Below are 20,921 nucleotides of genomic sequence, written 5' to 3' on the forward strand. Positions count from 1 at the left end.
CTCGCGGCGGCGTGGACGCACGGGCTCCCCCTGGGCCATGACGGACGCGGGAACCGCGGGTCAGCGGCGCGCGGCGCGGGCCACGGCCCAGACGACGCCGCCGACGACGACGACCGCCCCGACCCCGACGGCCACGAGGAGCAGCGGGTCCTCGTCGGCCGTGCGTCGGATCCGACGGCGGAGGTCGGCGATGCCGTCCTTCGCCCGGCGACGGACGTTCAGCTTCGCCTCGAGGGCGTCCAGCGTCGCGGAGATCTCCTCGCGCGTGTGCTGGATGTCGAGCTTCAGCTCGGCGCGGGACCGGGGTCCCGTGGGGCGGGGGCGGTCAGTGGTCATACTTGCCGGTCCCCTTCACCGCGTCGACGTCCTCCTTGAGGCTGTCCACCGTCCCCTCGGGCGTCGGCGGGACGCCCTTCTTGAGCCACCGGATGCCGAGCAGCGCCAGCACCACCGTGATGAGGAGGAAGACGCCCGCGACGATGAGCGCGGAGAGCCACGGCGAGAACGCCTCGGACAGGCCGAGGATCGCGGCGGCGACGAGCACCAGGAACGCGATGAACGCGAAGAACAGCGCCACGACGAGGAAGCCGGCACCGATCCCCGCGTGCTTGAGCTTCGAGACGAGCTCGTTCTTGAACGACTCGATCTCGTCCTTGATCAGCTGGACGATGAGCGTCGGCAGGTCGGCGACGAGCCGGACGAGCGAGCGCTTGCTCTTCGGATTGAGATCCTGATCCGTCATGCGGGTTTCCCTCCTGGGGATGGGCTTGCGGGTCAGCGGGTGGTGCCGGAGCCGTTCGGCTCCGGCGACGCGGGGTCCATGGTCGGGTACGTGGTGGTCGACGCGCTCGAGGGGGTGGAGCCGTTCGAGGAGTCCTTCTTGCCGCCGGTGACGGTGCCGACGACCTTCTTGGCGCCGCCGACGACCGCGTGCGCGACGTCGGGGGTGTGGTCCTTCACGAAGCCGGCCGCGTTGTCGACCTGGCGCTGCACCTTCGGGTCGTCCCAGACCTTCTTGGCGTTCGTTCGGATCTGCTCGTAGCGCTTGCGACCGGCGCGGGCGCCGAGGACGTAGCCGACACCGGCTCCGGCGACGAAGAGAAGCTTGCCTTTCATGGGAGATCTCCATTCGTTGAGGGGGCACGTGCAGCACACGTCCGTTCAGCGTATCCCTCCGGCGCACCCGCGTGGTCGGGGGCGACGGGGCGGGCGGTGCCCGGCCAGGCGGGGCCGCGGGCGCGCATCAGCGGCCCAGGACGCGGGCCGCGGCGGCCTGCGCGTCGGCCACCACGGAGGCGAGGCCGGTGCCCGCGACGGCGGATCCGGTGATCTCGAGGCCCGGGTGCTCGGCGGCCTCGTCGCGCACGGCCTGCACGCGCTCGCGGTGGCCGGAGGCGGCGAACGGGAGGGCGTTGGTCCAGCGCACGCGGGCGGATCCGGTGACGCGGCCGGCGAGGTCGACGCCGAGCAGCGCGGACGCGTCGCGCACCGCGACGCCCGTGAGCTCGTCGTCGGGCACGCCCCGGGTGTCGTCGTCGCCGCCCGCGCGCCCGTAGGAGAGGCGGAGGACGTGGCGGTCGCCCGCGAGCTCCTTCAGCCACGGCCACTTGGCGGTGGCGTGCGTGAGGGCCTTGGCGCGGATCCCCGGGGCGTCGGCCGCGACGAGCACGCCCGTGCCGCGGGGAGCTGCGTCGAGCTCGGGCGCGCGGACGACGAGCGTGACCAGCTCGACCGAGGACGGCTCGGGCCAGCCCTCCGTGACGGCGCGGGGCGCGAGGCCGGAGAAGAGGCGGATGAGGCCCGCCGCGGGGATCGCGACGACCACGCCCGCCGCGTCGACGCCGCGGCCGTCGGCGAGCTCGACGTGCCAGTCGTCGGACGCCGCCGCGCCCTCGTGCGAGCGGTGCCGGTGCACGGACTCCACGGCGAGCGAGGTGCGGACGTCGACGCCGAGGCGCGCGAGGTCGGCGACCAGCGCGTCGACCAGCAGGTGCACGCCGCCGACGATGCCGCTGACGGCGGATCCCGCGGGAGACGCCGCGCGCATGGACGCGACCGCCTTCCCGAGCGACCCCTGCTCGGCGAGGCCGGCGCGGAGGCCCGGCGCGACGGCGTCGGCGTCGACCTCGTCGGGGTGGGCGCTGTGCACGCCGGAGACGATGGGGGCGACGAGCCGGTCGACCACGCGGGCGCCCATGCGGGCGCGCACCAGGCCGCCGAGCGTGCGCTCCCGCGCGCCGACGGCGGCGGGGAGGAGGAGGTCGGCCTTGGCGCGGGCGACGCCGGCGCGGCCGATGGCGGTGGCGATGGTGGGGTCGAACGGGTGCGCGGGGATCCCGAGCAGGCCGGTGCGCGGCAGCTGGATGGCGCGCTCGGCGAGCTGCACCCACGCGCCGTCCGGGTTCGGCTGCACGATCCGGTCGGCGAGGCCGAGCTCGCCCAGGAACGCGGCGACCGTGCCGCGTCGCGTCGCGAAGCTCTCGGCGCCGCTGTCGAGGCGGAGGCCGTCGACCACGTGCGATCCGACGGTGCCGCCGAGCGCGGGCGACGCCTCCACGAGGATCACGCGCTTCCCGGCGAGCGCGCAGGCGCGGGCGGCGATGAGGCCGCCCACGCCGCCGCCGATCACCACGACGTCGGTCGGGTCGACCTCGCCGGCGGCCTGCCGCGGATCGCTACTCACGGACGAGGTCCACGATGCGCGTGAGCACGGTCGGGTCGGTCTCGGGCGGCACGCCGTGGCCGAGGTTGAGCACGTGCGCCGGCGCCGCCTTCCCGCGCTCGAGCACGTCGCGGACGTGCGCCTCGAGGATGGGCCACGGCGCCGCGAGGAGCGCCGGGTCGACGTTGCCCTGGACGGGCACGGATCCGCCGAGCCGGCGCGACGCCTCGTCGAGCGGGATGCGCCAGTCGACGCCCACCGCGTCGACGCCCACGTCGTGCATCGCGCCGAGCAGCTCGCCCGTGCCGACGCCGAAGTGGACGAGCGGCACCGTGCGGCCGTCCGCGGCGGTGATCGTGCGCACGTGGTCGAGCGCGAGCGCGGACGCCGGGGCGACGCGCTGCGTGTAGTCGGCGAGCGAGAGGCCGCCGGCCCACGAGTCGAACAGCTGCGCCGCGGAGGCGCCCGCCATGACCTGCGCGTGCAGGAAGACGCCCGTGATCTCGGCGCACCAGCGCATGAGCGCGTCCCAGGCGTCGGGATCCGCGTGCATGAGGCCGCGGGCCGCGATGTGGTCCTTGCTCGGGCCGCCCTCGACGAGGTACGCGGCGAGCGTGAACGGCGCGCCCGCGAAGCCGATGAGCGGGGTGTCGCCGAGCTCGGCGACCGTGCGCGCGACGGCCTGGCGGATGGGCTCGAGGGCGGCGGGATCCAGCGACGGCAGCGCGGCGACGTCGGCCGCCGTGCGCACGGGCCTCTCGAGCACGGGGCCGCGGCCCGCGACGATGTCGACGCCGACGCCCGCGAGCTTCAGCGGGATGACGATGTCGCTGAAGAAGATGCCCGCGTCGACGTGGTGGCGCCGCACCGGCTGCAGCGTGATCTCGCTGGCCATCTCGGGGTCGAGGCACGCGTCGAGCATGCGCGTGCCCACGCGCAGCTCGCGGTACTCGGGCAGCGACCGACCGGCCTGGCGCATGAACCACACGGGCGCGCGCTCGCCGCGGTGCCCGCGGTACGCCTCGACGAGGAGCGAGGACGCGGTGCGCGTGTTGAGCGGGTGCTCCGCGGGGAGCGGGACGGCGGCGGACGAGGGCGCGGGGGGAGAGGAGGAGGAGGGCGTGATCACGGGGGAGATCATCCCATCCCCCGCCTGCGCGCCCGCTCGGCTGGGGAGGCCGGCCGGACCTAGTCAGGGTGCCCTCACCGGCCCGGAGCACACGGCGGGGAGGTTTACCATGGGGTGTGCTCATATGTCTGACGGCGAGTCATCACAACGCCAGCTTCGAGGTCCTCGAGAAGCTGTCCGTGGCCGCACCCTCCGTCGCCGGCGCGCTCATGGAGCAGAACGACTTCATCGCGGGGGCCGTCGTCCTCGCCACCTGCAACCGCTTCGAGGCCTACCTCGACGTCGAGGAGCCCCTCACCGCGGCCCGCGCGCTGGCCGTCGAGGCCACGGTCGACGTGGTCAGCGGCGCCAGCGGCATCGCCCGTGACGACGTCCGCGGCAGCGTCGACGTCAAGTGCGGCGACGCGGTCGCCGAGCACCTGTTCGCCGTGTCCTCCGGGCTCGAGTCCGTCGTCGTCGGCGAGGGCGAGATCGCGGGCCAGGTGCGCCGCGCGCTCGAGGGCGCCCGCACCGGCGGCACCACGAGCACGGGCCTCGAGCGCCTCTTCCAGACCGCGTCCAACACGTCGCGCGGCGTCAAGACCCGCACGGGCCTGCAGAGCGCCGGACGCTCGATGGTGCGCCTCGCGCTGGACCTCGCCGAGAGCCGCATCGCCGACTGGTCGGCCACGCGCGTCCTCCTCGTCGGCACGGGCGCGTACGCGGGCGCGAGCCTCGCCGCCCTCCGCGACCGCGGCGTCGTCGACGTGCACGTCTACTCCCCGTCCGGCCGCGCGCACAAGTTCGCCGGCCCGCACGGCATCCCGGCCGTCGAGGGCCGCGACCTGCTGAAGGCGCTCGCCGCGTCCGACATCGTCGTCACCTGCAGCACCGCCCCCGCCGCCGTGCTGGCCGCGCACCACATGCAGGGCGCCGCCGCGGTGTCGGGCGACGGGCGCCGCCGCCTCGTCATCGACCTGGGGCTCCCCCGCAACGTGGATCCCGACGTCGTCACCGTCGAGGGCGTCGAGCTGCTCGACCTCGAGACCATCAGCCTGCACGCGCCGCTGCGCGACCTCACCGCCACGGACGACGCCCGCGAGATCGTCAGCACCGCCGCCGCCGAGTTCCGCGCCGCGAGCGCCGAGGACGAGGTCGCTCCCGCCGTCGTCGCCCTCCGCACCCACATCTTCGACGTCCTCGAGGGCGAGCTGGAGCGGGTCCGCAAGCGCGGCGACTCCTCCGAGGCCACCGAGAAGGCGCTGCGGCACCTCGTGAGCGTCCTCGTGCACCAGCCCTCCGTCCGCGCCCGCGAGCTCGCGCGCCAGGGCGAGGGGGCCCGCGTCGTCGACGCCGTGCAGGCGCTCTTCGGCCTCGACGTGGAGATGCCCGCCGCGGTGTCCTCCCCCGTCGCCGTCGCGCTGCCGCGCACGGCCGAGGCGGGCCAGGCGTCGTGAGGCCCCGCATCCTCCGCGGCCCGCGCCTCGACGCGCCGCTCAGGATGACGGAGCCCGTGCGCACCGAGCGACTGGTGCTCCGCCCGTACACGGCGGACGACCTCGACGACTACGCCGCCATCCAGCGCCGCCCCGACGTGGTCGAGTACATGTTCTGGCCGCTGCGCGACCGCGAGGCGTCGAAGCGCCACCTCGACGCCCGCCGCCGGAAGACGCGGCTCGAGCAGTCGAACGACTTCCTCGGGCTCGCCGTCGAGCTGCCCGACGAGCCGAGCCTGAACCCGCGCGCCGGATCCGGCCGCGTCGTCGGCGACGTGTCCCTCCTCCTCCGCAACGCGGCCTCGCGCCAGCTCGAGGTCGGCTGGGTCATGAACCCGGACTTCGCCGGGAAGGGCTACGCCACCGAGGCCAGCCGCGCGATGCTCGACATCGCCTTCCAGCGCGCGGGCGCCCACCGCGTCCTCGCGCAGCTCGATGCCCGCAACACCTCGTCCGCGCGCATGGCCGAGCGCCTCGGCATGCGCCGCGAGGGCCACTTCCGCGAGGAGCACCTCGTCAAGGGCGAGTGGGTCGACAGCCTCTACTACGCCGTGCTGGCCGACGAGTGGGCGGCCATGCCGCCCGCGACCACCTGACGGGGGGCATCCAGGTGGACGGCGACCTGCCCGCGCTCGACCCGGTCGAGGTGCGCGGTCCCGTCCGCACGGCGCGGCTCGTGCTGCGGCCGTTCACGCCCGACGACGTGGTGGCCCTAGAGGCCTACGCGGCGTCCCCGGGCGCGCGGCCGCACCTTGCCGGCTCCCGCTCCGACCCCGCCCGGATGCTCGCCGACCGCCTCGGCTGGACCCGGCTGGCGGACGTCGGCGACCGGCTCGCCCTCGCGATCGAGCTGCCCGCCCAGGGCCAGCGGTGGGCGCGCGTCGTGGGCGAGGTGCACCTGCTGCTGCGGGATCCGGGCGCCCGGCAGGCCGAGCTCGGCGTGGTCCTGCACGAGGACGCGCGGGGCGCGGGCCTCGCGGCGGAGGCGGCCGACCGGATCCTCGAGCTCGCGTTCGCCGAGGCCGGCGTGCACCGCGTCGCCTGCCGCGTCGACGCCGCCGACGCCACCGCGCTCGGGTTGGCCGGGCACCTCGGCATGCGGCGGGAGGCGCTGCTCGTGCACGACAGGTGGGCCCGCGGAGCCTGGGCCGATACCGTGGTCGTCGCGCTGCTCGACGTGGAGTGGGCGGCTCGGAAGAGCCTCGACGGACTGTAGGAGGACCGCGTGACATCGACCCCCGACCCGGCAGGACGACCGATCGCCCCGGTCATCGACGACGACGATGACGACGACCTCGACGAGCTGGACGAGCTCGACGCCGACGGCCCGGACGACGCCGCCCGTCGCCGCGGCCCGGACGAGCGCCCGCTCCGGGTGGCCGCGCTCGCCCTCATCCGCGACCGCCGCGTGCTGATGGTGCGCGTCCAGGGGCAGGACGTGCTCTACCTGCCGGGCGGCAAGATCGAGCCCGGCGAGGGCGCGCGGCAGGCGCTCGTGCGGGAGGCCGCCGAGGAGGTGGGGCTCGACATCGACCCCGCCACGATCGAGGACCTCTTCACCGTCCTGGCCGACGCGCACGGCGTGCACGCGGGGCGGCTCGTGAGCATGACCGTCTACCGCGCGGAGCCGCGGGAGGGCACGCGGCAGGAGCCGGTGCCGTCGGGCGAGGTGGCCGAGGTGGAGCTCGTGGGATCCGCGGACGCGGACCGCTGCCCGCCGGCCGGACAGGCCGCGCTGGAGCGCCTCGTGGCGCTCCGGCTCATCGACTGAGGGCGTCGTCCCCGGGCTTCGTGACGTCGGCCGCGGCCGCGGCCTCGGCCTCCGTGTGGGTTCCCGCGGCCAGCTCGGCCGTGCGCGTCGCGCGGACCTTGCGGCGCTGGTCGACGAACGCGATCGCGGCCACCACGGTCGCGATGCCGCCTGCCACGAGCGTACCCGTGACCTCGCCCAGGCCGTCCGCCTGCACGGCGGCCACGAGGATCGCGACGGTGAAGGCGGCGATGACGACCCCGACGGCGAGGATCAGCCAGGAGAGCAGGCCCTTCGCGCGGGCGTCGGGGGTGCGGGTGGCCATGCGCCCATCCTCCCACGGGCGGCGCGGGATCCCCCGGCGGCGCCCGCCCGTGCGTCCGGTGGGAGGGGGTGACGGCGGAAGCCGGCGGGCGTAGCGTCGGATGCGTCCCATCCACCGAACGAAGGAGCGCATATGAGTGCGGATGACAAGGCCCAGAACACCGGCGAGAAGCTCGCGGGGAAGGCCGAGGAGGCCTTCGGGAAGCTGACCGGCGACGACAGCAAGGTCGCCGAAGGCGAAGCGAAGCAGGCCGGGGCAAGCGCCAAGCAGGCCGGCGAGAACGTGAAGGACGTCTTCAAGAAGTAGGTCTTCCGGAGGGACGTCCCTCCTGAGAGGCGAGGGGCCGGGTGCCGAGCATCCGGCCCCTCGTCATGCCCGGAGCGGGTCGCGCTCCGGCGATGCGTCAGCCGTGCGGATCCGCGTCGGCCAACGCCCGCAGAGCCCGGCGGTCGGGCTTGCCGGACGGCAGCGTCGGCATCGCATCGATGCCGCGGACGACGGCGGATCCCGCGATGCGGCCCAGGCGAGCGGCCAGCTCGCGGCGCACGCGCTCCGCGAGCTCCGGGCCGACGGCACCGGGCGCGAACACGACCGGCCGCTGCCCCCATCCCGCGTGCTCGCCGGGCACCGCGACGGCCTCGCCGAGGCGCGCGTCCCATGCTGCGAGGGACCGCACCGCCTCCTCCACCGCGGCCAGCCGCAACTTCTCGCCCCCGGAGATCACGACGTCGTCGAGCCGCCCGGTGATCCGCAGCACGCCGTCGACGACCTCGCCGCCGTCGCCCGTGCGGTACCAGCGGCGGCCGTCGTGCTCGCCGAAGGCCGCGTCGGTGGCGGCCGGATCCCCGAGGTAGCCCTCCGCGAGCATCGGGCCCGCGAGCTCGACCTGGCCGTCGACGACCGCGACCTCGGCGGTCGCGACCGGCACGCCGTCGTACACGCAGCCGCCCGCGGTCTCGCTGGATCCGTAGGTGCGCACCACGCGCCACCCCAGCGCGGCCGCGCGGTCGACCAGGTGCGGGGGCGTCGCCTGGCCCCCGACGAGGATCGCGTCGAGGCGTCGGACGGCGTCGCGGACGCGGCGGGCGTCGTCGCCCGCGGCGCCGTCCTCCGCCGCCTCCACGAGGCGGTGGAGCTGCGTCGGCACGAGCGACGTGTACCCGGCGACGCGCGCGTCCATCGACGCGGCCAGCTCCGCGAACGCGCGCGGGTCGAAGCTCCCGGGCGCGAGCACCGCGGGCGCCGTGCCCGCCGCGATCGAGCGAACGAGCACCTGGAGGCCGGCGATGTAGTGGGTGGGGAGCGCGAGGATCCACTGCCCGGGCGCCCCGAGCGCCGTCTGCGACGCGGCGGCGCTGGCCAGCAGCGCGTCCGACGACAGCGCGACGCGCTTCGGCCGGGAGGTGGTGCCCGACGTCTCGACCACGAGCGCCACGCGGCGCTCGACCTCGGCGGGCGGCGGCGGATCCCCGGCGGCCACGACCGCGTCCACCGGGCGCGCGAGCAGCGCCGGGCCGTCGCCCGCGAGCGCCGCGCGGAGGAGCGGCACGACGTCGGCGCCGGACGCGGTCAGCCGTTCGAGGCGCCTCACGGGAGCGGGACCGCGCGGATCAGAACTGCCACGGGAACGGCGACCAGTCGGGCGCGCGCTTCTCGAGGAAGGAGTCGCGGCCCTCGACGGCCTCGTCGGTGCCGTAGGCGAGGCGCGTGGCCTCGCCCGCGAACACCTGCTGGCCGACCATGCCGTCGTCGACCGCGTTGAAGGCGAATTTGAGCATGCGGATCGCGGTGGGCGACTTCCCGAGGATCGTCTCCGCCCAGTCGAGCGCGGTCGCCTCGAGCTCGGCGTGCGGCACGACGCGGTTCACGGCGCCCATCTCGTACATGCGCTGGGCGCTGTGCTCCTCGGCGAGGAAGAAGACCTCGCGCGCGGCCTTCTGGCCGACCTGGCGGGCGAAATACGCGGATCCGTACCCGCCGTCGAAGGAGCCGACGTCGGCGTCGGTCTGCTTGAAGCGGCCGTGCTCGGCCGACGCGATCGTGAGGTCGCACACGACGTGCAGCGAGTGCCCGCCGCCGGCCGCCCAGCCCGGGACGACCGCGATGACGACCTTGGGCATGAAGCGGATCAGCCGCTGCACCTCGAGGATGTGCAGCCGTCCCGCGCGCGCCGGGTCGACGCCCTCCGCGGTCTCGCCCTCCGCGTACTTGTAGCCGTCGCGCCCCCGGATCCGCTGGTCGCCGCCGCTGCAGAACGCCCAGCCGCCGTCCTTCGGGCTCGGGCCGTTGCCGGTGAGGAGCACGACGCCGATGCGCGGATCCTGCCGGGCGTCGTCGAGCGCCTGGTACAGCTCGTCGACCGTGCGCGGGCGGAACGCGTTCCGCACCTCGGGTCGGTCGAACGCGATGCGCGCGATGCGGCCCGTGAGGTCGTGGTGGTACGTGATGTCGGTGAAGCCCTCCGCGAGGGGGACGTCGCGCCAGCGGGTGGGATCGTGGATGTCGGAGACCTGCTTCACCATGCGTCCAGCCTAGGCGGCGCCCCGCTCGCCGCCCGCGGGTGCGAGGCTGGATCCATGCTCCCCGCCCTGGACGACCTGCTCGCCACCGCCCGCGTCGTCGCCCTCCCCCTCCGCACGCGCTTCCGCGGCCTCGACGTGCGCGAGGCGGTGCTGATCGAGGGCCCGCTCGGCTGGACGGAGTTCTCGCCGTTCGTCGAGTACGACGACGACGAGTCCGCCGCCTGGCTCGCGGCGGCGATCGACTTCGGCTGGACGGAGCCGCCCGCTCCCCTGCGCGACCACGTGCTCGTGAACGCGACCATCCCGGCCGTCGAGGCCGCCCGCGTCGCCGGCGTGCTCGCCCGGTTCCCCGGCTGCCGCACCGCGAAGGTCAAGGTCGCCGAGCGCGGCACGACGCTCGCGGACGACGTGGCGCGCGTCGCCGAGGTGCGCCGCCTGCTCGGGCCCGAGGGCCGCGTGCGCATCGACGCCAACGCCGCCTGGAACGTCGACGAGGCCGAGCACGCGATCCACGCCCTCGCCGAGCACGACCTCGAGTACGTGGAGCAGCCCTGCGCGTCGGTGGAGGAGCTCGCCGAGCTGAGGGGACGGATCCGTCATCTGGGCGTGCCGATCGCCGCCGACGAGAGCGTGCGCAAGGCCGAGGACCCGCTGCGGGTCGCCCGGGCCGGCGCCGCCGACCTGCTCGTGATCAAGGCGCAGCCGCTCGGGGGGATCCACCGCGCGCTCCGGATCACGCAGGACGCCGGCCTGCCGGTGGTGGTCTCGAGCGCGCTCGACACGAGCGTCGGCATCGCGATGGCCGCGCACCTCGCGGCGGCGATCCCGGAGCTGCCGCACGACTGCGGCCTCGGCACGGTCTCGCTGTTCGTCGAGGACGTCGTCGCCGAGCCGCTGGTGCCGGTGGACGGCCGGATCCCCGTACGCCGCGTGGCGCCCGACGCCCGGCTCCTCGACGCCCACGCGGCCGACGCCGACCGCCGGGACTGGTGGCTCGACCGGCTCCGCCGCACGCACGCCGTACTCGCCCGCGCCTGACGCGGGCGGCGCCGACCGGCGGCTACAGCCCGCTGTAGGTGTGCAGGCCCTTGAAGAACACGTTCACGATGCCGAAGTTGAACATGACGGCGGAGAACCCGATGATGGCCAGCCACGCCGACCGCGACCCGCGCCAGCCGCGCGTGGCCCGCGCGTGGATGTACCCGGCGTAGAGCACCCAGATGATGAAGGTCCAGACCTCCTTGGTGTCCCACCCCCAGTAGCGGCCCCACGCGCGCTCGGCCCAGATGGCGCCGGCCATGAGCGTGAAGGTCCAGAAGATGAAGCCCACGATGTTGAGGCGGTAGGCCATCGACTCGAGCGTGACGGAGTCGGGCAGCGTCGCGAGGAAGCGCATCTTCGCGGCCCGCGCGTCAGCCGCGAGCGACTCCCGCCGGAACTGCAGCAGCTGCACGCCCGACAGCGCGAAGGCGAGGGCGAAGAAGCCCGTGCCGAGCGCGGCGACGAAGACGTGGATCACGAGCCAGTACGACTGCAGCGACGGCGGCAGCGGCGCCACCTCGACGCGGTACTGCACGACCGCGATGCCCAGCAGGATGAGGATGAGCCCGGTGACGAACGTGCCGAGGAAGCGCAGGTCGCGGCGCGTGAGCACGATGAGGTAGACGCTGAGGATGAGGAGCGTGCCCGTCATCGCGAACTCGTACATGTTGGCCCACGGCACGCGCGAGGCCGCGAGGCCTCGGAGCACGGTGGCCACCGCGTGCGCGACGAAGCCGACGCCGAGCAGCACCATGGCGACGTTGAGGCTGAGGGAGCGGCCGGCGGCGACGGGCGCGTCCGGCCCGGTCGCGGCCCGATCGCGACCCGACGATCCGGGCTCCCGCTCGAGGGTCGCGGTGGCGCCGCCTCGGCGGGCCGCGGTGGCGCCGACCGCGGAGGGCTGGCGCGCGGCGGCGGTGGCCGCGTCCGCCACGAGCGCGGAGCGCCGCGCGAGGTCGAGGGCGAACGCGATGAACGCGGCCGCGTAGAGCCCCATCGCGACGAGGAGCGCGATGAGGGAGACGTCGTCGAGCATGGCCGTGTTCACGAGTGGAGCCTAACTTCTGCATCTGACACCGCGGCAGGCCCGAGGCCCGCCACGTGCTTGTCCGCCAGGGCCGCGACGGCGGCCTCCAGCGTGGGGTCCTCGCCGCGGGCGAGCCCGGCGTACTCGAGGGTGGTGGATCCGTCGGCCTGCGGTACCGCCTTGACCCACACGCGCCGGCGCGGCACGAAGAGGGACGTGAGCAGGCCGCCGAGCACGAGGATGGCGAACAGCAGCACCCAGCGCTGCGTCGGGTCGTGGTGCACGTCGAAGGAGACGAAGCGCGGCACGGAGTCGAGGCTCACGGTGCCGAGGCCGTCCGGCAGGTCGGCGGTCTGGCCGGGCGCCAGCTCGATGGACTGGACGCCGGTCTTGCCGCCGGTGAGCTGCGTGAGGTCGTTGACGTCGAGCGTGTAGACCGACGTGGGCACTCCGCCGTCGATCCCGAGGTCGCCCGTGTAGACGTTCAGCGTCAGCAGCGGGTTGTCGAGGTCCGGGTAGGAGGAGAAGAACGGCGCCTTCTCCGCGCCCTGCGTCGGGTAGAAGAAGCCGAGCATGCCGACCTGCTCGCGGAGCCCGTCCGGCACCTTGACGACGCCGAGCGACGTGAGCTTCGCGTCCTGCGGGAGGAACGGCACGTCGGCGCTGTAGACGCTGTTGCCGTCGGGATCCCGCACCGTCACGTGCGGCGCGTAGCCGTTGCCGAGCAGGTACATGTCGGTGCCGCCGATGGCGAGCGGGTCGTTGACCTTGACCTCGCGCTGCTGCGGCTGGCCGCCGGGCACGTCGGCCGTCACGTCGGCCGTGAAGTCGAGCGGCTGGCCGATGGCGTTGGGGTTCTCCTGCTCGTACTCCACGTGCAGCGCGTCGAGCTTCACCCGGTACGGGGTGAGCGCGGAGTCGTCGAAGAACCGGCCCGGGTTGAAGGAGTCGAACGTCGAGAGCGTGTTGACGAACGACTGCCCCTCCACGAGCACCTTCTGCCCGGAGTAGCCGAAGCCGCCGCCGATGCCGACCGTGATGAGGATCCCCACGAGCGCGGAGTGGAAGACGAGGTTGCCGGTCTCGCGCAGGTAGCCGCGCTCCGCCGAGACGGAGAGCACGCCGCCCGCGGCCGACGCGTCGTCGACGAGGACCGTGCGGTACCGCTGGCGCTTGAGCAGCGCGCGGGCCTGGCGGATCGCGTCGACCGGATCTGCCGTGGTGGTCCGCGTCGTGTACCCGGCGAGGCGCGAGAGCCGCGCGGGCGTCTTGGGCGGCGCCTGTCGGAGCGCGTCGAAGTGGTGCTTGGCGCGCGGCACGACGCAGCCGATGAGGCTGATGAACAGCAGCAGGTAGATGGAGGAGAACCAGACGGAGCTGTAGGTGTCGAACACCTGCAGCTTGTCGAGGACCGGGTACAGGTCGGGGTTGTCCGTGCGGAACTGCGTGACGCCGTTCGGGTCGGAGCTGCGCTGCGGCACGAGGGATCCGGGGATGGCGGCGAACGCGAGCAGCAGCAGCAGGAACAGCGCCGTGCGCATGCTCGTGAGCTGCCGCCAGAACCAGCGGAGGGTGCCGACGAAGCCGAGCTTGGGCTGCGCGATGGGCGCCCCCTCGCGCGGCGCCTGCCGCGGGGAGTCGACGTGGTCAGATGGCCGGGACATACGAGGCGATCACCCCCTGGAGCTGGAGCATCCACGCCGACCAGAGGCCGGAGACCATGAGCACGCCGGTGAGGATCAGCAGCGCTCCCCCGACGAGGTTGACGGTGCGGATGTGGCGGCGGAGGAACCCGACGGTGCGCGTCATCCAGCCGAGGCCGAGGGCCACGAGCAGGAACGGCACGCCGAGCCCGATGCAGTACGCGACGCCGAGCAGCACGCCGCGGCCCGCGTCGGCCGAGGTGAGGCTCATGGAGATGACGACGGCGAGGGTCGGGCCGATGCAGGGCGCCCAGCCGATGCCGAACACGACCCCGAGCAGCGGCGCGCCCGCGAGCCCGGTCGCCGGGCGCCACGAGCTCTTCACCTGCCGCTGCAGGAAGCCGAGCCGGCCGGTGAACACGAGCCCCATCACGATGAGGACCACGCCGAGGATCCGCGTGACCACGTCCTGCCAGCGCATGAGCCAGAAGCCGGCCGTGGCCGAGACGAGCGTGGTGACGATGAAGACGGCGGAGAAGCCGAGCACGAACAGCGCCGTGCCGAGGAGCAGGCGGCGACGCGTCGCGGATCCGCCCTTCGCCTCGGCCATGCCGCCGATGTACCCGAGGTAGCCGGGCACGAGCGGCAGCACGCAGGGCGACGCGAACGAGACCAGGCCCGCGAGCAGCGCGAGCGGCACAGCGACGAGGAGCTGGCCGGAGAGGACGCTCTGGATCTGGTCCACCTAGCCCGCCGCCTCCGCGACGGTGTCCTTCACGAGGGTGCGCAGGACGCCGGGGTCGATCTGCCCGAGCACGCGGGACGCGACGCGCCCCTGGCGGTCGAGCACGAGGGTGGCGGGCACGGCGTTCGGCGCGATGGTGCCGGCGAACGCGAGCTGCATGGACGTGTCCTCGACGTCGAGGACGGACGGGTAGGTGATGCCGTACGTCTTGTCGAAGGAGTCGACGTTCGGCCGCTGGTCGCGGGTGTTGACGCCGAGGAACTTGACGCCGTCGGCCGCGTGCTCCTCGCTCGCGGCCTGCAGGTCCTTCGCCTCGAGGCGGCAGGGCGGGCACTCGGCGTACCAGAAGTTGAGGACCGTGACCGATCCGCGGTAGTCGGCTGAGGTGATCTCCGTGCCGTCCGACAGCGTGCCCGAGAAGTCGACGGGGGCCGCGCGCTCGGCGAGCGGGACCTCGGTGAACGTGCCGTCTCCCGCGATGTACCGCTTGTTGTCGCCGGCCCGGAACTCGGCGGCGAGCGGATCCTCGGTGCAGGCGGAGAGGGCCACGACGGCCAGCACGGAGGACGCGGCGGCGGCGAGGATGCTGCGGCGGGGGACGCCGGGCATCACACCGCCCCCTGGTCGACGGCGAGTTCGGACAGCCCCGCGGCGGCGTCGATGTAGCCGGTCTCGACGAAGCGGTCGCCGACGCGCTCGACCGTCGTGATGCTCGACAGGGCGCAGCGACGCTTGCGGGGGTCGTGGAAGAGGCGCTCGCCCGCGAGGGAGAGGTGCACCATCCAGATGGGCAGCTGGTGGCTCACGATGACGACGTCGCCGTCCGGCACGGAGCGGTGCGCGGCCTTCACGGCCTCCGCCATGCGCGCGGCGATCGAGCGGTACGACTCGCCCCAGCTGGGCTTCACCGGGTCGACGACGAGCGGCCACAGGCGCGGGGAGCGCGCGAGGCGCGCGGGCGAGGGGAAGCGGGATCCCTCGAAGCGGTTGGTGGGCTCGATGACGCGCTCGTCGGTCGCGACCTCGAGGGCGAAGCGCTCGGCCCACGGGGCGGCGGACTCCTGCGCCCGCTGGAGCGGCGACGCGATGATCCGGTTGACGGGAGCGCCCGACTCCTCGAGGGCGCACGCCGCGGCGTCCGCCATGCGGTGGCCCAGCTCGGAGAGGCCGTACCCCGGGATGCGTCCGTAGAGGACTCCGTGCGGGTTGTGCACCTCGCCGTGACGGACGAGATGGATTCGTGAGGCGACCACCCGTCAAGTGTAGGTGGCGAGGAGATGTACAACCGCCGAGGATCCGGCGCAACCCCCTGCGCTAATCGTTCGTCCCCAATACGATTGGGCGCACCGGTGGGGGCCGGCCTCGCGAGACCGGCTCTGACCGGATATTACGTGCGTATACGAACGTTTGGGCCCCAAAGGAATCGCACGCTAAGTTAGGTGCTCGAGGTCGTGATCCGGCCTCCCGGCGAGAGCCCCGTGGAGCACGGGACCTCGCAGAGACCCCCGTCGAACGGACGCGGGCCCGCATGACGATGCCGTCCGCGACGGCACGGAAGGAACGGGCACCATGACGATGACACCGACCAGGCCCACGGCCGCCGACACCACCTCCGACGCCGCCCTCGACCAGGTCGAGTCCGTCGGCCCCGTCGATCCCTACGCGGACTCCGACCTCCCCGAGCCCTCGCTCGTCACCCCCGGCGCCAGCACCGACGCCGTCAAGGACTACCTCCGCCAGATCGGCCGCGTGCCGCTGCTCACCGCCGAGCAGGAGGTGACCGTCGCCCGCCGCATCGAGGTGGGCGTGCTGTCGCAGGAGGTCCTCGACACCCGCACCGACCTCACCCCGGCCGAGCGCCGCGAGTACCAGACGCTCGCCCAGGACGGGATGCGCGCCAAGCAGCACCTCGTCAACGCGAACCTGCGCCTCGTCGTCAGCATCGCCAAGCGCTACACGGGCCGTGGCCTGCCATTCCTGGACCTCATCCAGGAGGGCAACATGGGCCTCGTCCGCGCCGTCGAGAAGTTCGACTACCAGGCGGGCTTCAAGTTCTCGACCTACGCGTCGTGGTGGATCAAGCAGTCCATCACCCGCGGCATGGCCGACACGAGCCGCACCATCCGGATCCCCGTGCACACGGTGGAGCACATCAACCGGATCAACGCCGTGCAGCGCGAGCTCGCGGTGGAGCTCGGCCGGGACCCCTCCATGGAGGAGATCGCGCGCGAGTCGGACACGCCCGTCACTAAGGTGCGCTACCTGCTCGACCGCGCGCAGGAGCCCATGTCGCTGCAGGTCCTCGTGGGCGGCAGCGGCGGCGACGGCGACACCGAGATGGCCGACCTCATCGAGGACGCCGACGTCACGCAGCCCATCGACGTGGTGACGCAGCAGCTCATGGCCGCGCACGTCATGCGCCTCATCGACGGGCTCGCCGAGCGCGACGCCGAGGTCGTCCGGATGCGCTTCGGCCTCGCCGGCCTCGAGCCGCGCTCGCTCGCCTTCGTGAGCCAGCAGCTCGGCGTGACGCGCGAGCGCGTGCGCCAGATCGAGAAGAAGGTGCTCGCGAAGCTCCGCATCCCGGAGCTGGAGACGTACATCCGCGGCTGATCCGCCGCGTCACGAGAGGGCCGTCCGCATCGCGCGGGCGGCCCTCCGTCGTGCGCGGACAGGGCGGATGTCCGCCGGCGCCCCGCGATCCTCCGGATCCGCCCGGAAGAACGTCCACTAGTCGTTAGTGCGCATACATTCAAGGTCCACCCCCACAGGGGCGCCGCGACGCGCACCCACGTCGCCGGCGACACAGCGCGGACTCGACGACGAGCCGCGGAGAAGGAGGAGCAATGGCTCTCACGCAGGCCGCACCCGGCCACACCGACATCCCCGGCATCAGCTGGTCCCCCGTCGCCGCGGGGCTCTGGGTCGCCCGACGCGGCGACGAGTTCGCCGGCATGAGCGAGGAGCGCTGGGGCGTGGGCTTCCACGTCACCGACCGCCTCGGCCGCGACGTGGGCGACTTCCCGACGCTGCAGGAGGCGCGCGGCGCGCTCGGCTGATCCACCCGGCCGGGGCGGGCGGCGCATGCCGCGCGCCCCGGCATCCGCTACCACCTCCGGGCCGTACCCGCACCCGGCCGACGGCCGCGCACGAGCGGGCCTAGGGTCGAGCAGGTGCCTTCCCCCGAGATCCACCCGCCCGCATCCGCCCCCGACGACCGCGCCGACGGCTTCGTCCGGGTGCGCGGGGCGTCCGAGAACACGCTGCGCGACGTGGACGTCGACATCCCGCGCGATCGGATCGTCGCCTTCACGGGCGTCTCCGGATCCGGCAAGTCGTCGCTCGCGTTCGGCACCGTCTACGCCGAGGCGCAGCGCCGCTTCTTCGAGTCGGTCGCGCCCTACGCGCGCCGGCTTATCCGGCAGGAGCAGACGCCGCACGTCGAGAGCATCACCGGGCTCCCGCCCGCGGTCGCCCTGCAGCAGCGCCGCGGAGCCCCGAGCACGCGTTCCACCGTGGGCACCGTGACCACCCTCTCGAACTCGCTCCGGATGCTCATGTCGCGCGCCGGCACCTATCCCGCGGGGCAGGGCCGGCTCGACTCCGACGCGTTCTCGCCGAACACCGCCGCCGGCGCCTGCCCGGTCTGCCACGGCCTCGGGGTCGCGCACACCGTGACCGAGGACTCGCTCGTGCCGGATCCGTCGCTCACGATCCGCGAGGGCGCCGTCGCCGCGTGGCCGGGCGCCTGGCAGGGCAAGAACCTGCGCGACATCGTCATCGCGCTCGGGCACGACGTGGACGTGCCGTGGCGCGAGCTGCCGCGGGACGCGCGGGACTATCTGCTGTTCACCGAGGAGCAGCCGGTGGTGCAGATCACGCCGCAGCGCGACCGCGTGGCGAAGCCCTACAACGGGCGGTTCTGGAGCGCGCGCTCCTACGTTCTGCACACGCTCGCCGACTCGGCGAGCCCGCGCCTGCGCGAGGCCGCGCTCGCGCACATGGTCTCGGGCACGTGCGAGCGGTGCGGCGGGAGCGGGCTGACGCCCGAGGCGCTGGCCGTGACCTTCGCGGGCCGCAGCATCCAGGAGCTCAACGCGCTGACGCTCGCGGACCTCGCGACGGCCATCGCGCCGACGGACGGCATGGGCGACGTGGCCGTGACGATCACGACCGACCTCGTCGCGCGCCTCGCCGTGCTCGTGGACCTCGGGCTCGGCTACCTCAGCCTCGGCCGCGTCACCACCACGCTCTCCCCCGGCGAGATGCAGCGGCTCCGACTCGCGACGCAGCTGCGGTCCGGACTGTTCGGCGTGGTCTACGTGCTCGACGAGCCGTCGGCGGGGCTGCACCCGGCCGACGCCGAGCCGCTGCTGGAGGTGCTCGAGCAGCTGCGCGACTCCGGCAACTCCGTCTTCGTGGTCGAGCACGACATGGACGTCGTGCGGCGGTCCGACTGGATCGTGGACGTGGGGCCCGGCGCGGGGCAGGCGGGCGGATCCGTCGTCTACAGCGGTCCCGTCGACGGGCTCCGCGAGGTGGAGGCGTCGGCGACCCGGCCGCACCTCTTCCCCGACCTCGCGCCTGCCCGGGTGGAGCGGACGCCGCGCACGCCCACCGGCAGCATCCGGGCGACGGGCGTGACGCTCCACAACCTCGTGGACCTCGACGTGGAGATCCCGCTCGGCGTGATGGTCGCGGTGACGGGCGTCTCCGGATCCGGCAAGTCGACGCTCGTGAGCCGCGTGCTGCCGGACCTGCTGCGGGCCTCGCTCACGCCCGACCGCGTGGTGGTCGAGGCCTCCGACGAGGCGGACGGCGACGACGACGCGTCGGGGCCCGCGCGGATCGCCCGGGTCGAGGGCGCCGACGCGGTCGACCGGCTCGTCTCCGTGGACCAGCGCCCCATCGGCCGCACGCCGCGCTCGACGCTCGCCACGTACACGGGGCTCTTCGACGCGGTCCGCCGCACCTACGCGTCCACCGACGAGGCGCGCGCCCGCGGCTACGGCGCCGGGCGGTTCTCGTTCAACGTCGCGGGCGGGCGCTGCGAGACGTGCCAGGGCGAGGGATCCGTGACCGTCGAGCTCCTCTTCCTCCCGGGCTCCTACGGGCCGTGCCCCACGTGCCACGGCGCCAGGTACGAGCCGGCGACGCTGGAGATCGAGTACCACGGGAGGTCGATCGCCGACGTCCTGGGCATGACGGTGGACGAGGCCCACGGCTTCCTCGCCGACGTGCCGCTCGCCGCGCGCGCCCTCGCGACCCTCCGGGACGTGGGCCTCGGCTACCTGCGGCTCGGCCAGCCCGCGACCGAGCTGTCGGGCGGCGAGGCGCAGCGGATCAAGCTGGCCACCGAGCTGCAGCGCGCGCCGCGCGGCCACACCCTCTACCTGCTGGACGAGCCGACGACGGGGCTGCATCCCGCCGATGTCGTGCTCCTCCTCCGGCAGCTGCAGGGGCTCGTGGACGCGGGCAACACGGTCGTCGTCGTCGAGCACGAGATGGACGTGGTGGCCGACGCCGACCGCGTGATCGACCTCGGGCCGTCGGGCGGCGACCAGGGCGGGCGGATCGTCGCCCAGGGCACCCCGCGGGAGGTGGCCGACACGGCCGGGAGCCGCACGGCGCCCTACCTCGCGCGGCGGCTCGACGCCTCCTGAGACGGGTCGCGCGGGACGGCGCGGGCCCAGCGCGACGTGGGTAGTCTGACCTCTTGCGGTCGCGCCCCGGCGCGTCCGACGCGCTCGCCTCCATCCCGCACGCCCCCTAGGAGCACCTCGTGACTGACTCGACCGGAACGCCATCCACTCCCGCGGGCTGGTACGCGGACCCCGCGGGATCCGACCGCCTGCGCTGGTGGGACGGCACGCGCTGGACCGACCACCTGGCCGACGCGCCTACCGCGGCGGCGTCGACGGCCGCGACCGAGCCCGCCGCCGCTCCCGCCTCCGGCCACGTCGCCCCCGAGGCGTCGGCCGCGTCCGCCGCGATGCCGCCCGCGTACGGGCAGCAGGCTCCCGGGCAGCCGTACGCGCAGCAGCCCTACTCCCCGCAGCCGTACGCGCAGCAGCAGTACACCCCCGCCACCCCGCCCCCGCAGGTCCCGGCGTCGACGCCGCCCTTCACCTGGGCGATCTGGGTGCTCGCCGCGCTGCCGGTCATCTCGCTCATCTCGATCCTGGGCCTCGACCTCCGCCAGACCATGACCCCCATGCAGTACGGCCGCGGCGCGATGCTCCCCGGCCTCGGCTACGTCGTGGTGCAGCTCGTGAGCTTCCTCGTCTACGGCGCCAGCGTCGCGGTCGCCTACTTCGACTGGCGCGACCTCGGCCGACGCGGGATCGTCCGGCCGTTCCACTGGGCGTGGACGTTCCTCGGCTCCGGCGTCTACGTCATCGGGCGCTCGGTCATCGTGCGCCGCCGCATCACGGGCAACCCGGGACGCGTCCTCGCGCCCCTCTGGCTCTGGATCGGCGTCACCGTCATCTTCCTGTTCGTCTTCACCGTCAAGTGGGTCGACGCCTTCATGGGGATGATGCAGATGTACGGCACCCGCGGCTTCTGATCCACCGGCGGCCCGCCCGCCGCACGTCCCGCGC

Annotated in this window: 23 protein-coding genes; 10 read left to right on the forward strand and 13 right to left on the reverse strand. The window is 74.1% G+C overall.

Going from position 1 to position 20,921, the window contains the following annotated elements; genetic code table 11:
* Positions 1-60: 60 nt before the first annotated feature.
* The 5 genes from FGI33_RS10520 to hemE all read right to left on the reverse strand — a co-directional run bounded on the left by FGI33_RS10520 (position 61) and on the right by hemE (position 3,803).
* Positions 61-336, reverse strand: coding sequence for a DUF3618 domain-containing protein (locus tag FGI33_RS10520; protein WP_012300073.1), 276 nt, complete (start codon positions 334-336; stop codon positions 61-63).
* Complete coding sequence (locus FGI33_RS10525; protein ID WP_119434153.1) at positions 326-742, reverse strand: phage holin family protein; 417 nt, start codon at positions 740-742, stop codon at positions 326-328. Before FGI33_RS10525 ends, FGI33_RS10520 begins: the two co-directional genes overlap by 11 nt.
* A 32-nt stretch (positions 743-774) precedes the next feature.
* Positions 775-1,116: a YtxH domain-containing protein gene (locus FGI33_RS10530; RefSeq protein WP_119403103.1), complete on the reverse strand. Its 342-nt coding sequence runs from the start codon at positions 1,114-1,116 to the stop codon at positions 775-777.
* 127 nt (positions 1,117-1,243) lie between these two features.
* A complete protein-coding gene (gene hemG / locus FGI33_RS10535; protein ID WP_237581843.1) occupies positions 1,244-2,683 on the reverse strand; it encodes a protoporphyrinogen oxidase in 1,440 nt (479 codons plus the stop codon).
* Positions 2,676-3,803, reverse strand: a complete 1,128-nt coding sequence (gene hemE / locus FGI33_RS10540; RefSeq protein WP_119435085.1) for a uroporphyrinogen decarboxylase — start codon at positions 3,801-3,803, stop codon at positions 2,676-2,678. Before hemE ends, hemG begins: the two co-directional genes overlap by 8 nt.
* 104 nt (positions 3,804-3,907) lie before the next feature.
* Here hemE and FGI33_RS10545 point away from each other — a divergent pair, with 104 nt between their 5' ends.
* Genes FGI33_RS10545 through FGI33_RS10560 form a run of 4 tightly spaced genes read left to right on the forward strand, consistent with a single transcriptional unit; the run spans position 3,908 to position 7,037 of the window.
* The gene (locus tag FGI33_RS10545) at positions 3,908-5,227 is read left to right on the forward strand and encodes a glutamyl-tRNA reductase (protein WP_119435084.1); all 1,320 of its coding nucleotides are present in this window, start codon (positions 3,908-3,910) and stop codon (positions 5,225-5,227) included.
* Positions 5,228-5,283: 56 nt separating this feature from the next.
* Positions 5,284-5,862 (forward strand): GNAT family N-acetyltransferase, encoded by a 579-nt coding sequence (locus tag FGI33_RS10550; RefSeq protein ID WP_237581844.1) that lies wholly within the window; start codon positions 5,284-5,286, stop codon positions 5,860-5,862.
* 14 nt (positions 5,863-5,876) lie between these two features.
* Positions 5,877-6,482, forward strand: coding sequence for a GNAT family N-acetyltransferase (locus FGI33_RS10555; RefSeq protein WP_237581845.1), 606 nt, complete (start codon positions 5,877-5,879; stop codon positions 6,480-6,482).
* A 9-nt stretch (positions 6,483-6,491) separates the two neighbouring features.
* Positions 6,492-7,037, forward strand: a complete 546-nt coding sequence (locus FGI33_RS10560) for an NUDIX hydrolase (protein WP_220453101.1) — start codon at positions 6,492-6,494, stop codon at positions 7,035-7,037.
* On the opposite strand, the gene FGI33_RS10565 is transcribed toward FGI33_RS10560, so the two are convergent.
* Entirely contained in the window at positions 7,027-7,341 is a 315-nt protein-coding gene (locus FGI33_RS10565) for a hypothetical protein (RefSeq protein WP_119403147.1), read from the reverse strand. The two genes, FGI33_RS10560 and FGI33_RS10565, sit on opposite strands and share 11 nt — an antisense overlap.
* Before the next feature lie 132 nt (positions 7,342-7,473).
* Here FGI33_RS10565 and FGI33_RS10570 point away from each other — a divergent pair, with 132 nt between their 5' ends.
* Positions 7,474-7,647, forward strand: coding sequence for a CsbD family protein (locus FGI33_RS10570; RefSeq protein ID WP_015489305.1), 174 nt, complete (start codon positions 7,474-7,476; stop codon positions 7,645-7,647).
* Between the two features lie 97 nt (positions 7,648-7,744).
* Here FGI33_RS10570 and FGI33_RS10575 read toward each other — a convergent pair whose 3' ends face one another.
* Complete coding sequence (locus tag FGI33_RS10575; RefSeq protein WP_237581846.1) at positions 7,745-8,932, reverse strand: AMP-binding protein; 1,188 nt, start codon at positions 8,930-8,932, stop codon at positions 7,745-7,747.
* A gap of 19 nt (positions 8,933-8,951) precedes the next feature.
* On the reverse strand, positions 8,952-9,863 hold the full coding sequence (locus FGI33_RS10580) for a 1,4-dihydroxy-2-naphthoyl-CoA synthase (protein ID WP_043585277.1): 912 nt from the start codon (positions 9,861-9,863) through the stop codon (positions 8,952-8,954).
* Between the two features lie 54 nt (positions 9,864-9,917).
* Here FGI33_RS10580 and FGI33_RS10585 point away from each other — a divergent pair, with 54 nt between their 5' ends.
* Positions 9,918-10,901 carry an o-succinylbenzoate synthase gene (locus FGI33_RS10585; protein WP_119435442.1) on the forward strand — a complete coding sequence of 328 codons (984 nt, stop codon included), beginning with the start codon at positions 9,918-9,920 and terminating at the stop codon, positions 10,899-10,901.
* 22 nt (positions 10,902-10,923) lie between these two features.
* Here the strand turns inward: FGI33_RS10585 and ccsB are convergent, their stop codons facing one another.
* The 5 genes from ccsB to FGI33_RS10610 are packed head-to-tail and all read right to left on the reverse strand — an operon-like array spanning position 10,924 to position 15,572.
* Positions 10,924-11,952, reverse strand: a complete 1,029-nt coding sequence (gene ccsB, locus FGI33_RS10590; RefSeq protein ID WP_237581847.1) for a c-type cytochrome biogenesis protein CcsB — start codon at positions 11,950-11,952, stop codon at positions 10,924-10,926.
* A complete protein-coding gene (gene resB, locus FGI33_RS10595) occupies positions 11,949-13,595 on the reverse strand; it encodes a cytochrome c biogenesis protein ResB (RefSeq protein ID WP_119402410.1) in 1,647 nt (548 codons plus the stop codon). The genes ccsB and resB overlap by 4 nt, the downstream gene beginning before the upstream one ends.
* Positions 13,579-14,319 (reverse strand): cytochrome c biogenesis CcdA family protein, encoded by a 741-nt coding sequence (locus FGI33_RS10600; RefSeq protein ID WP_237581848.1) that lies wholly within the window; start codon positions 14,317-14,319, stop codon positions 13,579-13,581. Before FGI33_RS10600 ends, resB begins: the two co-directional genes overlap by 17 nt.
* Positions 14,320-14,928, reverse strand: a complete 609-nt coding sequence (locus tag FGI33_RS10605) for a TlpA family protein disulfide reductase (protein WP_119435195.1) — start codon at positions 14,926-14,928, stop codon at positions 14,320-14,322.
* Positions 14,928-15,572, reverse strand: coding sequence for a histidine phosphatase family protein (locus FGI33_RS10610; protein WP_119435193.1), 645 nt, complete (start codon positions 15,570-15,572; stop codon positions 14,928-14,930). Before FGI33_RS10610 ends, FGI33_RS10605 begins: the two co-directional genes overlap by 1 nt.
* A gap of 316 nt (positions 15,573-15,888) precedes the next feature.
* On the opposite strand from FGI33_RS10610, the gene FGI33_RS10615 reads away from it, so the two are divergent.
* The 4 genes from FGI33_RS10615 to FGI33_RS10630 all read left to right on the forward strand — a co-directional run bounded on the left by FGI33_RS10615 (position 15,889) and on the right by FGI33_RS10630 (position 20,887).
* A complete protein-coding gene (locus tag FGI33_RS10615) occupies positions 15,889-16,932 on the forward strand; it encodes a sigma-70 family RNA polymerase sigma factor (protein ID WP_119402413.1) in 1,044 nt (347 codons plus the stop codon).
* Positions 16,933-17,165: 233 nt separating this feature from the next.
* A complete protein-coding gene (locus FGI33_RS10620) occupies positions 17,166-17,378 on the forward strand; it encodes a hypothetical protein (RefSeq protein ID WP_119435192.1) in 213 nt (70 codons plus the stop codon).
* Positions 17,379-17,492: 114 nt separating this feature from the next.
* Complete coding sequence (locus tag FGI33_RS10625) at positions 17,493-19,982, forward strand: ATP-binding cassette domain-containing protein (protein WP_119435162.1); 2,490 nt, start codon at positions 17,493-17,495, stop codon at positions 19,980-19,982.
* A gap of 119 nt (positions 19,983-20,101) precedes the next feature.
* Positions 20,102-20,887 carry a DUF2510 domain-containing protein gene (locus tag FGI33_RS10630; protein ID WP_119435161.1) on the forward strand — a complete coding sequence of 262 codons (786 nt, stop codon included), beginning with the start codon at positions 20,102-20,104 and terminating at the stop codon, positions 20,885-20,887.
* The last annotated feature ends 34 nt before the right edge of the window (positions 20,888-20,921 follow it).

The sequence above is a fragment of the Clavibacter phaseoli genome, from assembly GCF_021922925.1.
Taxonomy (GTDB): Bacteria; Actinomycetota; Actinomycetes; order Actinomycetales; family Microbacteriaceae; genus Clavibacter; species Clavibacter phaseoli.

Coding starts and splice junctions, on each gene's coding strand:
- FGI33_RS10520 (WP_012300073.1), bottom strand. CDS start 336: ATGACCACTGACCGCCCCCGCCCCACGGGACCCCGGTCCCGCGCCGAG.
- FGI33_RS10525 (WP_119434153.1), bottom strand. CDS start 742: ATGACGGATCAGGATCTCAATCCGAAGAGCAAGCGCTCGCTCGTCCGG.
- FGI33_RS10530 (WP_119403103.1), bottom strand. CDS start 1,116: ATGAAAGGCAAGCTTCTCTTCGTCGCCGGAGCCGGTGTCGGCTACGTC.
- hemE (WP_119435085.1), bottom strand. CDS start 3,803: ATGATCTCCCCCGTGATCACGCCCTCCTCCTCCTCTCCCCCCGCGCCC.
- FGI33_RS10565 (WP_119403147.1), bottom strand. CDS start 7,341: ATGGCCACCCGCACCCCCGACGCCCGCGCGAAGGGCCTGCTCTCCTGG.
- FGI33_RS10570 (WP_015489305.1), top strand. CDS start 7,474: ATGAGTGCGGATGACAAGGCCCAGAACACCGGCGAGAAGCTCGCGGGG.
- FGI33_RS10580 (WP_043585277.1), bottom strand. CDS start 9,863: ATGGTGAAGCAGGTCTCCGACATCCACGATCCCACCCGCTGGCGCGAC.
- FGI33_RS10585 (WP_119435442.1), top strand. CDS start 9,918: ATGCTCCCCGCCCTGGACGACCTGCTCGCCACCGCCCGCGTCGTCGCC.
- resB (WP_119402410.1), bottom strand. CDS start 13,595: ATGTCCCGGCCATCTGACCACGTCGACTCCCCGCGGCAGGCGCCGCGC.
- FGI33_RS10605 (WP_119435195.1), bottom strand. CDS start 14,928: ATGCCCGGCGTCCCCCGCCGCAGCATCCTCGCCGCCGCCGCGTCCTCC.
- FGI33_RS10615 (WP_119402413.1), top strand. CDS start 15,889: ATGACGATGACACCGACCAGGCCCACGGCCGCCGACACCACCTCCGAC.
- FGI33_RS10620 (WP_119435192.1), top strand. CDS start 17,166: ATGGCTCTCACGCAGGCCGCACCCGGCCACACCGACATCCCCGGCATC.